The 13,473-nt window shown below is 71.4% G+C and carries 13 protein-coding genes; 10 read left to right on the forward strand and 3 right to left on the reverse strand.

Going from position 1 to position 13,473, the window contains the following annotated elements; translation table 11 throughout:
- Window positions 1–76 precede the first annotated feature (76 nt).
- Window positions 77–595, forward strand: a complete 519-nt coding sequence (locus HALOF300_RS15240) for an ArsR/SmtB family transcription factor (RefSeq protein ID WP_156741784.1) — start codon at window positions 77–79, stop codon at window positions 593–595.
- A 12-nt stretch (window positions 596–607) separates the two neighbouring features.
- On the opposite strand, the gene HALOF300_RS15245 is transcribed toward HALOF300_RS15240, so the two are convergent.
- From HALOF300_RS15245 to galK, 3 genes are read right to left on the reverse strand one after another with little or no spacing between them, the layout of a single operon-like run.
- The gene (locus HALOF300_RS15245) at window positions 608–2,200 is read right to left on the reverse strand and encodes an Hsp70 family protein (RefSeq protein WP_156741785.1); all 1,593 of its coding nucleotides are present in this window, start codon (window positions 2,198–2,200) and stop codon (window positions 608–610) included.
- A gap of 24 nt (window positions 2,201–2,224) precedes the next feature.
- Entirely contained in the window at window positions 2,225–2,659 is a 435-nt protein-coding gene (locus HALOF300_RS15250; protein WP_156741786.1) for a transferase, read from the reverse strand.
- A 52-nt stretch (window positions 2,660–2,711) separates the two neighbouring features.
- Window positions 2,712–3,911, reverse strand: a complete 1,200-nt coding sequence (galK, locus tag HALOF300_RS15255; protein ID WP_156741787.1) for a galactokinase — start codon at window positions 3,909–3,911, stop codon at window positions 2,712–2,714.
- Between the two features lie 158 nt (window positions 3,912–4,069).
- Here galK and HALOF300_RS15260 point away from each other — a divergent pair, with 158 nt between their 5' ends.
- The 9 genes from HALOF300_RS15260 to HALOF300_RS15300 all read left to right on the forward strand — a co-directional run bounded on the left by HALOF300_RS15260 (window position 4,070) and on the right by HALOF300_RS15300 (window position 13,452).
- The gene (locus HALOF300_RS15260) at window positions 4,070–4,609 is read left to right on the forward strand and encodes a 2'-5' RNA ligase family protein (protein WP_156741788.1); all 540 of its coding nucleotides are present in this window, start codon (window positions 4,070–4,072) and stop codon (window positions 4,607–4,609) included.
- Window positions 4,610–4,694: 85 nt separating this feature from the next.
- A complete protein-coding gene (locus tag HALOF300_RS15265; protein WP_156741789.1) occupies window positions 4,695–5,825 on the forward strand; it encodes a YihY/virulence factor BrkB family protein in 1,131 nt (376 codons plus the stop codon).
- 106 nt (window positions 5,826–5,931) lie between these two features.
- Window positions 5,932–7,041 (forward strand): mannose-1-phosphate guanylyltransferase, encoded by a 1,110-nt coding sequence (locus HALOF300_RS15270; protein ID WP_156741790.1) that lies wholly within the window; start codon window positions 5,932–5,934, stop codon window positions 7,039–7,041.
- Window positions 7,042–7,254: 213 nt separating this feature from the next.
- A complete protein-coding gene (locus tag HALOF300_RS15275; protein WP_156741791.1) occupies window positions 7,255–8,205 on the forward strand; it encodes a nucleoside hydrolase in 951 nt (316 codons plus the stop codon).
- A 61-nt stretch (window positions 8,206–8,266) separates the two neighbouring features.
- Entirely contained in the window at window positions 8,267–9,586 is a 1,320-nt protein-coding gene (locus tag HALOF300_RS15280; protein ID WP_156741792.1) for an ABC transporter substrate-binding protein, read from the forward strand.
- A gap of 46 nt (window positions 9,587–9,632) precedes the next feature.
- Window positions 9,633–10,562, forward strand: coding sequence for a carbohydrate ABC transporter permease (locus HALOF300_RS15285; protein WP_231955422.1), 930 nt, complete (start codon window positions 9,633–9,635; stop codon window positions 10,560–10,562).
- Window positions 10,559–11,422 carry a carbohydrate ABC transporter permease gene (locus HALOF300_RS15290; protein ID WP_156741794.1) on the forward strand — a complete coding sequence of 288 codons (864 nt, stop codon included), beginning with the start codon at window positions 10,559–10,561 and terminating at the stop codon, window positions 11,420–11,422. Before HALOF300_RS15285 ends, HALOF300_RS15290 begins: the two co-directional genes overlap by 4 nt.
- Entirely contained in the window at window positions 11,419–12,348 is a 930-nt protein-coding gene (locus HALOF300_RS15295; protein ID WP_156741795.1) for a ribokinase, read from the forward strand. The genes HALOF300_RS15290 and HALOF300_RS15295 overlap by 4 nt, the downstream gene beginning before the upstream one ends.
- 60 nt (window positions 12,349–12,408) lie before the next feature.
- Window positions 12,409–13,452: a LacI family DNA-binding transcriptional regulator gene (locus HALOF300_RS15300; protein ID WP_156741796.1), complete on the forward strand. Its 1,044-nt coding sequence runs from the start codon at window positions 12,409–12,411 to the stop codon at window positions 13,450–13,452.
- Window positions 13,453–13,473: the final 21 nt, after the last annotated feature.

Genomic DNA, 13,473 nt, shown 5'->3' on the forward strand with positions numbered 1-13,473 from the left:
TGTCAATCACTAATGATCGGAAAACCCCAATCACTCCGGCGAGGCTGCAGCACGGGTCGTCGGTACCATCGGAGCCATGACCGACGAGGCCATCCCCGGCGCTGCCGCGGACGCGGACGCCCGAGCCCTGAGCTCGGCCCTGCGGATGCGGATCCTGCGCTTGTGCCTGGACGAGGCGCTGACGAACAAGGAGATCGCGGGCCGTCTCGGGATGGCGCCGGCGACCACGTACCACCACGTGCGGCTGCTCGCCGAGCGCGGGTTCCTCGCCGCCCAGCCGGAGCGGCAGGGCAAGCGGGGTGCCCGGGAGGTGCCCTACCTGGCGACCCGCAAGTCGCTGCGCACGCCGATGGGACCGGGCGCGGGCCAGATCCTGATCCAGGCGTTCCTGGACGAGTTCGCGCTGTCAGATCCGGCTCGGGCCGAGGTGGTGCGGCTCGGACTGCGGCTCAACGAGGAGGATCGCCACGAGTTCCTGCGCCGATTCTCGGACCTGTTCGCCGAGTACGCGGACCGCGAGCTGGACCCCGACGGTGAGCCGCTTTCGCTGTTCTTCGCGCTGCACGACGACGTCGCCCGTCGGCGCCAGACCTGACTGCGGCCAGCCCTACGATCTGCCGGCGGCGCCGATGGTGTGGGTCTGGCCGTAGCCGGAGTCCAGGTCGGTGATCCGGACCTCGATCATCCCGTGCCGGTCGATCACGTAGCGCTCCTCGACGTGCGGCCCGTCGTCGCGGCGGTGCACCTGCGCGGCCGACACGTCTGCGGTCCGGTCCGGGCCCTGGAGGGCGGGATCGAACGGGAAGGTCACCTGGGCGAACGGGACGATGTTGCCCTGCGGTTCACCGGTGGCGTCGATGGCCGTGCACTCGACGAACCGGAACCGGCCCACGTTGTGGGCGGCACGGTACCGGCGGACGATGACGGCGTCCTCGTCGGCGCCGGTCGGCAGTGCTGCGTCCGGGCGCAGGATGGCGTCGAAGCTCAGCCGGGCGCCGCCGTCGCGTTCGCGGAACACGCCGAAGCCCCGGGAGAGACGGTCCGAGAGGGTGAACTCGGCATCCGGGTCCGCGGCGATCGCCAGCCCGATCGCGGTGGAGGCGGCCGGCAGCGGCGACCGGTGCACGCGGCGGCCGTACTGCTCGCGCAGCAGGCGGGGCACCAGCGGGAGACCGCTGCCACCGCCCACGAGGTAGATGCCAGCGATGTCGGTGAGGTCATCGGCGGACTCCGGGTACGCCGCATCCCCGACGGTCTCGGTCGGGTCGGGCTCGTCGTCTGCGGGCAGCGCCGCGAGAAGCGGTCGCATCGCCTCGATCGTCTGCTGCAGGAGCGGCGCCGCAGCCTCGTAGTAGTCGTCGACCCCGACGGTGACGTCGGTGTCGCCCACCTCGAGGGCGATCCGCCGCGACTGCGGGGTGAGTCGTTCCTTGGCCTCGCGGGCCTGTTCCCGCAGGCTCTCGAGGAGCTCGGGATCCCGCGTTCCGGAGGCGCCGGCCGCGGCGAGCGCGCACTGCACCAGGGCCTCGTCGAAGTCGTCGCCGCCGAGCCGGTTGAGGCCGGCGGTGGCGAGGACGTCGTGGTCGGTGTCCCGCACGTCCACGAGCGAAGCGTCGAAGGTGCCGCCGCCGAGGTCGTAGACGACCACGCGGGTGCGTCGGGAGCTCACGGTGGCGCCGCGGCGGTGGGTGTACTCGAAGCCGGCGGCGGAGGGCTCGTTGACCATGGCGGTCACCGTGAACCCAGCGCGCCGGAAGGCCTCCAGGGTGAGGTAGCGCTGTGCCCCGTGGGCGTGAGCAGGGACCCCGACAACAGTCCGGGAGGCCTCGCGTGCCCGAGCGTTGCGGGCCGCGCGGGGCAGGTTCGAGCGCTCGTACAGGGCGGTCCGGAGCGCGGTCAGGAAACCGGTCAGGACGTCCAGGATCGGCTCGGTGCGTGAACCGATGGCCACGGGCGTCGCCCCGGTGACGTCGGGTGCGGCGAGCGTCCGCTTGAAGGAGCGGAGGGTCGCCGCACCTGCGTGACCGGCGGCCACCGCGTCGAAGCCGTAGACGAGTTCGCCGGCATCGTCGGCCACCACGGACGGGAAGTGGTCGTGCGCGTCACCGTCGCCGTCGAGGAAACTCACCACCGGGTAGTTGCCCCGGTCGGTGGCGGCGACGATGGTCCGGGTGGTGCCGAGATCGACGCCCAGGTGCATGGCCTCAGCCTAGCAACGCAACCCTCAGGCGGCCGTGCCGTACCGCGGGGATCCGGGCCCTGCCGTGGAGCGGCTGCGACCGTCGGCGACCTGCCCGTCGGCGAGGTCGCTGTCCGGCTCCAGGGTGACGCCGGGCTCCACTCGTGCCTGGGCGCCGATGCGGCTCCGGCTGCCGATCCGGGCCCGCGCGCCGACGTGGGCGCCCGGCCCGATGTGGACGTTGGACGCGATCCGCACCCCGGCGTCGATCCGGGCTCCGGGTTCGATCCACCCACCGGAGCTGATGTGTGCCCCGGTGCCGATCACGGCACCCGGGTCGACCCACACGCTCTGCGCGAGGTAGGCACGCTCATCCACGGTGGCGCCGGTCGCAACCAGGCCACCACCGTTCTCGTGACGGCGATAGCGCACGGACCGGCCGTCATCGTGGTCGAGGACTTCATACTTCTTGATTCGCATGGTTCTGACATAACGCGTCGCGACCGGCAGTTGTTCCCGGGGCGGACGGCGGTCAGGCGTCCCGGTGGGCGGGACCGGACGGGGTCGCGATCAGGAACTCCGGCGCGGTGAAACCTGCGTCGGCGAACGCGGCGGAGACGGCGTCGGCCACGGGCCGGGCGGTTCCCGCCTCGATCAGTGCGATGGCGGAACCGCCGAAGCCGCCGCCGGTCATCCGGGCTCCGAGGGCACCTGCGGCCCGGGCTGTGGCAACGGCCACGTCCAGTTCCGCGCAGGTCACCTCGTAGTCGACGCGCAGCGACTCGTGCGAGGCGTCCATCAGCGGGCCGACGTCTCGGATCCGGCCGACGTCCAACAACGCCACGAACTCGGTGACCCTGGCGATCTCGGAGACCACGTGCCGGACCCGGCGGCGGCTCACGTCGTCGCCGAGGGCGGCCAGCGCGTCCGGCAGGCCGGCGGGGTCGATCTCGCGAAGGGTCGGTACGCCGAGTGTCACGGCAGCCGCCTCGCAGGTGGCGCGACGCTGGGCGTACTGGCCGTCCACCAGGGCGTGCTCGGCCCTGGTGTCGATGACGAGGAGGTCGAGGCCGGCCGCGGCGAGGTCGAACGGCACCTGTCGGGTGGACCCGTCGCGGCAGTCCAGGAGCAGGGCGTTGCCCGCGGCGCACCGCAGGGACGCGGCCTGGTCCATGCCCCCGGTCGGTGCCCCCGCCACCTCGTTCTCGGCGCGCACGCACGCCTGCGCGAGGAACGCCCGGCCCTCGTCGCTCGACGGGTCGGGACCGGTCCAGGCCGCACCCATGCGGTCGGCGATCGCGACGGCGAACGCGGACTCCAACGCCGCCGAGGAGGACAGCCCCGCTCCGTACGGGACGCAGGAGGCGACCGCGGCGTCGAACCCGGGCACCGGGATGCCCGCCTGCGTCAACGCCCAGGCCACGCCGGCAGGGTACGCGGGCCAACCCTCGACGGTGCCGGGGCCGACCGCGGTCAGCTCGGACGACCACACGCCCGACTCGCGGCCCGAGACCAGGCCGAGTCCGCCGTCGTCCCGGGTGCGCAGCGCCACGAAGGTGCGGTGCGGTAGCGCGACGGGCAGGCACAGGCCGCCGTTGTAGTCGGTGTGCTCGCCGATCAGGTTCACCCGGCCGGGAGCGGACCAGACGCCGTCGGGCTGCCCGCCGAAGACCTCGGCGAACTGTGCGCGGGCCGTGGCGGCGCCGTCGGTCGGGGTCCAGGGGTCGATCATCGCGGGTCCTCATGGTCGGGTGCGGTGTGCGGACAGGTGCGCGCGGCACGGCCGGCGCCGCGCCCATCCTGCCGCATGGCCAGGCTGCGCGCGGCCACCGTCGCGGGTGCGGCACACTAGGAGAATGGATCGCAGGGGACAGTGCCGGTGATCGGCGGATGAGCGCTCCGGAGCGGATGGGTGAGCAGGTTCGCATCGGGGTATCCATTCCGATCCCGGAGCCGTACAGCGCGAGCCTGACCCGTGCCCGCATCGAGGCCGGCGATCCGTTGGCGCACTCGGTGCCGCCGCACATCACGCTGATGCCACCGGCGGTCGTCGAACCCGACGATCTCGCCGAGGTGACCGAGCACCTGCGCGCGGTCGCCGCCGAGCATCCGCCGTTCGTCGTGGAACTGGGCGGTACGGATTCGTTCCGCCCGATCTCGCCCGTGGTGTTCGTGCGGCTCGCGGCCGGAGCGCAGGCGTGCGAGCGACTGCAGCGGGCCATCAACGCCGGGCCGCTGCGCCAGGAGCTGCGGTTCCCGTACCACCCGCACGTGACCATCGCGCACGAGATCGACGATGCCGGTCTGGACGCCGCGAACGCGGCCATGGAGGCCTTCGACGCGGTCTTCCCAGTGGCCCACTTCTCGCTCTACGAGTACGGCGACGACGGCGTCTGGCGGGACGTCAGCAACTTCGTGCTGACCTCCTGATCGCCCCTCCTTCGCCGGTCGCGAGCGGCCGTGGATTGTGCCGGTCGAGGTGCGGTGCGCGTCCGGAGCCGGGAAACTGGCTCGCATGGCTGCCATCACGACCCGGATCAAGGCGATCCTCGCGTGGTGGAAGCAGACCAGGCCCGCCCGAGGCCTCGCGCGCTACGGAGCGGCCAACGGTGCGCTGCTATCCGGCGGCATCGCCTACTCCGCGCTGTTCTCGATCTTCGCCGGGCTCACCATCGGATACACGATCTTCATGGCCGTGCTCGGTTCGAACACCGAACTGCGTGACGCCGTCCTGGACTCGATCAGCGACGTACTGCCCGGCATCATCGAGACGGACGACAATCCGGACGGCCTGATCAGCCCCGACGATCTCGTGCTGTCCACCGGCACCGGAATCGTGGGCATCATCGCCGTGGTGGTCCTGGTCAATGCGGCCACCACCGTGATGGCCGCCCTGCGCACCGCGATCCGGGCCATGTTCGGCATCATCGCGCCGAAGGAGAACGTGGTGGTCGGCAAGTTGCGCGACCTCGGCGGCTACTTCGGGCTCGCCATCGCCGTCCTGCTCACCTCGGCGCTCGGCATCGCGGTCGGCGCTGCCGGTGCGTACCTGCTTGGCCTGATCGGTGCGGACGGCAGCACCGCCGGCCGCTGGGCGCTCCGGATCGTCGGGCTCCTCGTGGTGCTCGGCATGGACATGCTCGTGTTCGTGATGCTCTACCGGGTCCTCGCCGGGGTACGCCCGCCACGCCGCGACCTGTGGCTCGGCGCGCTCGTGGCCGCGGTCGGCGCGGGCGTGATCCGCTACCTCGGCACGAGCATCGTCGGCAGTGTCGAGGACAACCCCCTGCTGCAGACCTTCGCCGCCCTGGTCACGCTGCTGCTCTGGGTGAACCTCGTGGTGCGGGTGACGCTGATGGTGGCGGCCTGGACGGCGAACCCGCCCGCGCCGCCGGAGGTCACCGAGGAGATGGTCACCCACCTCGACGAGCACCCGAACTACGTCACGGTCTCCGAGCCGGCCACCCTCGAGTGGGACCACGATCCGGTCACCGGCAAGATCCGTCCCGAGGAGCCGCCACCCGAGCCCGAGTACTGGGGCGGTCTGATCGGGTGGGTGCGGCGCAAGTGGCGGGCGGTCCGCGAGGAGTCCCGCACCCATCGCGAGGCGCTCGAGCGCCACCGGGAGTACACCGAGCGCGACTGAGGCGCCGGGTGCCGTCAGTCGTGGACCTGGGCGAATCGGTCGGCACCGCCCGGCTGACTCGCCGGCGTCGGGACCGACTCGACCGGCCGGGCCCTAGGCTGACCCGATGAGCCAGACCTTCTACGCGGTGATCCCTGCCGGTGGCGCGGGAACCCGCCTCTGGCCACTGTCGCGCGCGGGGCACCCGAAGTTCCTGCACGACCTCACCGGCTCCGGCCGTACCCTGATCCAGGCGACGGTCGACCGGCTGGCACCGCTGGCCGACGCCACCCTGGTCGTGACCGGGACCGCGCACGCCGAGGCGATCGGTGCGCAACTGCCGGACCTCCTCCCGGAGGACATCCTGTGCGAGCCCAGCCCGCGTGATTCGATGGCTGCGATCGGCCTCGCGGCGGCCGTGCTGCTACAGCGCCACCCGGACGAGGACGTGGTGCTCGGCTCGTTCGCGGCCGATCACGTGATCGACGGCCGGGCGGCGTTCGAGCGCGCGGTGCGTACCGCCGTCGCCGCCGCCCGCCGGGACCTCGTGGTGACGATCGGCATCGCCGCGGATCATCCGTCCACGGCGTTCGGCTACATCGAGGTGGGCGAAGCGGTCGACGGCGGGGGAGCGGTCGCCGAGCAGGGCGGCGCCCGGCACGTGGTCGCCTTCACGGAGAAGCCCGACGCCGACACCGCCGCCGCGTACCTGGCGACCGGCTCCTACCGGTGGAACGCAGGCATGTTCGTCGTCCGGGCGACCGTGCTCCTCGAGCACCTGCGCCAGCTGCAGCCAGCGCTCGCCGACGGCCTCACCGCGATCGCCGCGGACTGGGACACCGACCGGCGGGAGGAGACCCTCGCGCGGCACTGGCCCGCCCTCACCCGGATCGCGATCGACCACGCGATCGCCGAACCGGTCGCGGCGGCCGGCGGCGTCGCCGTGGTGCCCGGTGACTTCGGCTGGGACGACGTGGGGGACTGGGCCGCGCTCGCCGACCTGCTCCCGGCGACCGCCGGGGGTGTGCTCGGGTCCGCCGCCGACGTGCTGGTGCGCGACTCGACCGGGTCGATCGTGGTGCCCGCGGCCGGGCGGACCGTGGTGCTGCTCGGCATCGACGACGCCGTGGTGGTGGACACCGCGGACGCGCTCCTGGTGACCACGAGGGAGCACGCGCAACGGGTCAAGGACGTCGTCGGCCTGCTGAAGGACTCCGGGCGGGGCGACCTGACCTGATCCGGCTCGGCACTCGACCGCCGCGCCGGCGACTTCGCACGTGGGCGGCCGACATCGCACGTGCACCCGGTGCGATGTCGGCGCCGTGGGTGCGATGTCACGGTCGGTGACCAGCGTGACCAACTCGTGATCTCGTGGTGTGCTCATTGGCTTGATTCCGACGGTCAACACGTGTCAACATATGCGCAACACGAGTTGAACGAAGGAGTTCAGATGCGAATCATCCTTGACACCGACATGGCGATGGGCGCGCCCGGTTCCGAGATCGACGACGGCTTCGCCCTCGCCCTCCTGCTCGCCGACGACACGTTCGACGTCGAGCTCGTCACGTCCGTCAACGGCAACATAGACGTGGAGTCCGGCACCTACCTCAGCGTCGAGCTCCTCGAGCGTCTCGGCCGGCCGGAGATCCCCGTGGTCCGTGGGGCCGCCGCGCCGATCGTGGAGCCGGACCGTGCGCGTTCCGCGCCGGAGGAGGTTCGGGCCCGTTTCGGCCACCACAAGGCGGCTCCCGGGTTCGCCGCGGCCGAGATCGCCCGCCGCGTGCTCGCCTCCCCCGGTGAGATCACCATCGTGGCGATCGGCCCGCTGACGAATGTGGCGGCTGCGATCGCACTCGAGCCGACGGTGGCAGGAGCGGTCAAGGAGATCGTTGTGATGGGCGGGGTGTTCCTCGGTCACACGAACGTGCGCCGGATGCCCGGTGAGTTCAACTGGTGGGTGGACGCGCTGGCCGCGCGAGCGGTGCTGCGCAGCGGCGCACCGGTCCGGCTGGTGGGTCTCGACGTCACTACCAAGGTACGGCTGACCCGCGAGCACGCGGCCACGATGGCGGCAGGCGGGCGGCCCTTCGGGGAGTTCGCGGGCGAATGCACGATCGCCTGGCTCGACCGCCTCGGTCGCGAGCACCCCGGCGACCCCGAGGCCGGCCGCTCCTGCGCGATGCACGACCCGCTCGCCGTGGCGGCGATATCCCGGCCCGAGCTGCTCACCTGGGTGCCTGCGCACGTGGACGTCGTGGCCGCCGACGAGGTGGGCCGCGGGGTTGCGATCACCGACCTGCTGGCGGGGCATGACGCGCCGCCGGCCAACGCGACCGTGGCGACCGCCGTCGACGTGCAGGCGTTCATGACGTACTTCCTCGACCGCATCGCGGCGCTCTGACGCGACCCGAACAGCACAGCCAGTCCCGAACCCCGACACCGAAGTCACGAAAGGACACATCATGCGACGCACCACCCGTGCGGCCGGCACCGTCGGCGTCATCGCCCTCATGCTCACGGCCGCCTGCTCCTCCGGATCGGACGGCGGTGGCGACGGGGGCGGCGACGGCTCCTGGAGCCTGCCCGCCGAGGACCCGACCGCCACGATCCAGGTGCTCGGGCACCAGGACGCCGAGGACATGCAGCCCGTGCTCGACGCGTTCGCCGAGGCCCACCCGACGATCACCGTCGAGTACGAGGCCGTGCCGTTCGACCAGCTCAACTCGATCCTGGACGCCCGGATCGGGAACCAGGACGGCAACCCCGACGTCTTCTGGGCGGACCAGCCCCGGATCCCGGCGCTCGCGTCCCGCGGCTACACCGAGGACCTGACCGAGCAGTTCAGTGACGACCTCGAGGCGTTCGACCCGGCCCCGGTCGAGTCCAGCTCGTTCGACGGCAGCCTGTGGGCGGTGCCGATCGCGAACTCCACCCAGCTGCTGTACTACAACAAGACGCTGCTGGACGCCGCCGGCGCCGAGTACCCCTCGGCCGCGGTCGAGGACCGGATGACCTGGGAGGAGGTCACCGAGCGGGCGCAGGTCGCGGTCGATGCCGGCGCTCAGAACGGGATCCTGTTCGGCCAGGTCAACCGCTATTACCAGCTGCAGCCGCTGCCGATGTCGCTCGGCGGTTCCGCGGGCGGGACCGGCGACGGCAGCCTCACGCCCGACATCACCAGCGAGGGCTGGGTCGAGGCGATGACCTGGTACGGCTCGCTCTTCGCCGACGGGCTCTCCCCTCAGGGCGTCACGCCGGAGCAGTCGGATGCCGAGTTCCTCACCGGCAACACCGCCTACATGGTGCAGGGGCCGTGGCTGCTGCCGCAGCTGTCCGACGCCACGTTCGAGTGGGGCGTGGCCGCACACCCCGCGTTCGAGGGTGGCGAGGCCGTCACCCCGACCGGGTCGTGGTCGCTGGCGATGAGCCCGTTCAGCGACGACAAGGAGGCGGCCGGCGTCTTCATGCGGTGGATGTCGGTCGAGGACGGCGGCGGGTACGCGCTCAACTACGCCTCACCCGAGCTGCCGGCAACCCCCGAGGGCAAGACCGCCTACTTCGAGCGCGACGTGTTCGACTCCGACTCCGGCCAGGACGCGGTCGCCATCATCGACTACGAGTCGTCCAACACCGCGGTTCCGCGGCTCCAGACGGTGGGCTACGTGGAGTTCGAGGAGATCCTCGGGCGGGCATTCTCCGACGTCGCCAACGGTACTGACCCTCAGACAGCGCTCGAGTCGGCCACCGGCGAACTCGAGACCGCCTGGGCCCAGTATCAGTAGGGCCGTCGATACGATGAGTGTGCAGCACGAGGTTCCCCGCACCGGTGTGAGGACATCACGCGGTGCGGGGAGCCCAGCCCCGCGACGGCTCTCCCGGCGCCGCAAGGAACTCGCCTGGGCCGTCATCTTCCTTGCGCCGGCGATCATCGCGATCCTGACGCTGCGGATCGCACCCAGCATCGGGGCCGTGATCTCCAGCCTCCACCGGGGCTTCCCCGGTGGCGTCCTCGAGCCGGTGTTCAGCGGCTTCCGGAACTACTCCGACCTGCTCGCCAACGAGGCGTTCCGCGACACCGTGGTCCGCACGGTCGTGTTCAACGTCATCATCAACCCGCTCCAGGTCGCCATCGCGCTCATGGTCGCGGTGCTGGTCACGCGCAGGGTCGGTGCCCCAGGTCTCTGGCGCACGCTGATCTTCATCCCCGCCACCGTCCCGATCGTCGGCTCCAGCATCGTATGGGGGGTCGCGCTCCGGCCGGAAGGGCCGATCAACGCGATCATCGAAGCGCTCGGCGGCACGCCCCAGCCGTTCTTCACCTCCGGAGACCAGGCCCTCGCCTCGATCATGCTCGTGCTCTCCTGGATCGGGATCGGCTACTGGATGCTCTTCCTGATCTCCGGGATCCAGTCGATCCCGGAGGAGTACTACGAAGCCGCCCGGCTGGATCGGGCCGGCCCGATCCGCACGTTCTTCTCGATCACGATCCCGCTGCTGAAGCGGCCGCTGCTGTTCGTGCTGGTCGCCGACACCGTCGCCAACTTCGTGGTGTTCGTGCCGATCCAGATGCTCACGAACGGGGGGCCGCAGAACAGCACCACGATGCAGATGTTCAACGCCTACCGGACCACCTACACGTACGGGAGCAAGAACCTCGGCGCCGCCGAGGTCGTCATCCTGACGCTGATCATGCTCGTCTTCGTCGCGATCCAGTTCCGGATGCTGCGTGAGGACCGCCCGACGAGGAGTCGTCGATGACCGCCACCGCCGCCACCCGACCCCGCCGGGGCCGCTCCGAGCGTAGGTCCGTCGCGCTCACCATCCTGGCCGTGCTCGTGGCCGCCGTGTTCGCGTTGCCCGCCCTCTGGCTCCTGATCGGGTCGGTCCGGCCGAGCTCGGAGATCTTCGGCTCGCTCTCGCCGTTGTCATGGCGGATCCTGGTGCCGAGTTCGGTGAGCCTCGACAACTACGTCACCCTGCTCACGGGCTCCTTCGGGCGTGCGCTGGGAGTCTCGTTCCTGGTCTGCGCACTGACGGTCGCCGTCGGCGTCCTCGTCTGTGCCCTGGCCGCCTACGCGTTGGCGGTGCTCCAGTTCCGAGGGCGCGGTGCGGTGTTCGCGTTCGTCGTGATCAGCTTCATGGTGCCCTTCGAGGCCATCGCGATCCCGCTGTCCCAGCTCTTCACCAGCTGGGGCCTGACGAACACCATCATGGGGCTGGTGCTGCCCGGGATCGGGAACGGCCTTGCGATCTTCAACCTCCGGCAGCACTTCCTCGCCGTGCCCACGTCCTATCGGGAGGCAGCGACGATCGACGGGGCATCCGAGCCTCGGGTGCTCTGGTCGGTGTACTGGCCACTGGGCGGCTCGGCGCTGGCCAACTCCGCCCTGCTGATCTTCCTCGGCCAGTGGACCGCCTACCTGTGGCCGCTGCTCGTGATCTCGGAGTCGCGTCTTCAGGTGGCGCCCGTGGCGCTGTCGCGCACGTTCGGCGAGCACACGTTCGACTACGGGCAGAACTTCGCCGGTGCCGTGGTGCTGTCCGTCGTGCCCGCCGTCATGATGTTCATTCTGCAGAGGTCCTTCGGCGGCCTCTCGTTGGCAACGGGAGAGAAATGACAGCTGGGGGAGCGCCGATCACGGTCATCGGATCCGCGAATCTTGACTACATCGTCCGGGTGCCGACGGCGCCCGGACCGGGGGAGACCGTGCTGGCCGGGGCGATGCGGAAGAGCCCCGGCGGCAAGGGGGCGAACCAGGCCGTCGCGGCAGCCCGCCTCGGGGGCACGGTCAGGTTCGTCGGGTGTGTCGGTGACGACGACGACGGAGCGCTGCTTCTGCGTGAGCTGCGGGCCGAGGGGGTCGACAGCGCGGAGGTCGAGGTCATCACCGGCGAGCACACCGGGCTCGCGATCGTCGCCGTCGAGGATTCCGGCGAGAACTCGATCGTGGTGGTACCGGGGGCGAACTTCGCGCTGACGGCAACCCGCGTGACCCGCGTCGTGCGCCGCCGCGCGGGCGGGGGGCTCGTGGTCCTCCAGGGGGAGGTGCAGCCGAGGATCATCGCTGCCGCCGCCACCGCGGCGCGCGAGTCCGGATCCCGGTTCGTGCTCAATCTCGCGCCCTTCGTGGAGTTGGACTCGGACGTGCTTGCGACCTGTGACCCGCTCGTGGTGAACGAGTCCGAGGCGGCGGCGATCACCGGACGGCCGGTCGGCAGCGTCGGTTCGGCGCACGAAGCCGCCCGGCAGCTGCTCGAGCGGGCCCGGTCCGTTGTGATCACGCTCGGCGCCCGCGGGGCGGTCTGGGCGGATGCCGACGGCGCCGGCGTGGTGCCGGCTCCGGCCGTCGACCGGGTGGTCGACACCACCGGCGCAGGCGACGCGTTCGTGGGTGCGCTGGCGGTGCGCCTGGCTCAGGGCGCCGGCCTGCGCAGCGCCGTCGAACTCGGTGTGCGGGCCGGGACGTACGCGGTGGCCCGAGACGGTGCGCAGTCCTCCTACGCCATGAGCGGCGAACTCGTCGACGTGGCCGCCGGGGCCTGATGTCGATGTGCCGCCGACGGCACGGTAGGTTCGGGCCGTGACGGCGAGGACGCGGTGGCGATGGCGGTGACCCGAGCGGAGGTCGCCGCGTTGGCAGGCGTGTCCCCGGCGGTGGTCTCGTACGTGATCAACGGCGGTCCCCGACCGGTCTCGGACAAGGCCCGACGCCGGGTCGAGTCCGCGATCGAGGAGCTCGGCTATCGCCCGAACGCCATCGCGTCCGCGCTGCGCGGCGGCATGACGCGCTCGATCGGGCTGCTCACCCCGAGCCCGCGGAACCCGTTCTTCGCCGAGGTGGCCGAGGCCCTCGTCGGCGAGCTCTTCCAGCGAGGCAACACACTCTCGATCGGGATCACCGACGACGACCCCTCCAGGGAGGCGCTGTACCTGCGATCGTTCCTGGACCGCCGGGTCGACGGGCTCATCGTCACCTCGGTGCGCGCGATGGCCACGCTCGCAGAGCTGCGGCCGGACGGTGTGCCGGCTGTGGTCTTCGACCGCGTCGACGAGGCCGCACGCTCCGACTCGGTGTCGAGCGTGCACATCGACAACGGGCAGGCCGCCGCCTACACCGTCGAGCACCTCCAGGAACACGGTCACCGGACGATCGCCTGCATCGCCGGGCCGTGGCCGGTTGCCCTCTCCGCCGAACGGATCGAGGGCTGGCGCACGCAGCAGGAACGGGCCGGCGCCGACGCGAGCAACGCGCTGGTCGAGCACGCCGAGTTCTCCGAGGCCGGCGGGCGTGAGGCCGCGCTGGCGTTGCTCGGAGAGTCGTCCCGACGCGGATCCGCCGGCGCACCCGCACCCACGGCCCTCTTCGTCGAGTCGGACACGCAGGCGTTCGGCGCGATCCTCGCCTGCCACGAACTGGGTCTGCGGGTGCCCGAGGACGTCGCCATCGCGGCCATCGACGGCACCGCCGCCGGCCGTTTCGTCCAGCCCTCCCTCACCAGCTTCCGCCAGCCCATCGTGGAGATGGCCCGGCTCGCCGTCGGGACCCTGCTCGAGCACATCCATGCCCCCGGGCTCGCGCCGGTGCACTCGGTGCTCCGCGGAAACCTCGTGATCGGGCGTAGCTGCGGATGCGTGCCACGGGGCTGAACACCGTGAGCCGGACGCCGG

The sequence above is a fragment of the Occultella aeris genome (genome assembly GCF_902703175.1).
In the GTDB taxonomy this organism is placed as follows: Bacteria; Actinomycetota; Actinomycetes; order Actinomycetales; family Beutenbergiaceae; genus Occultella; species Occultella aeris.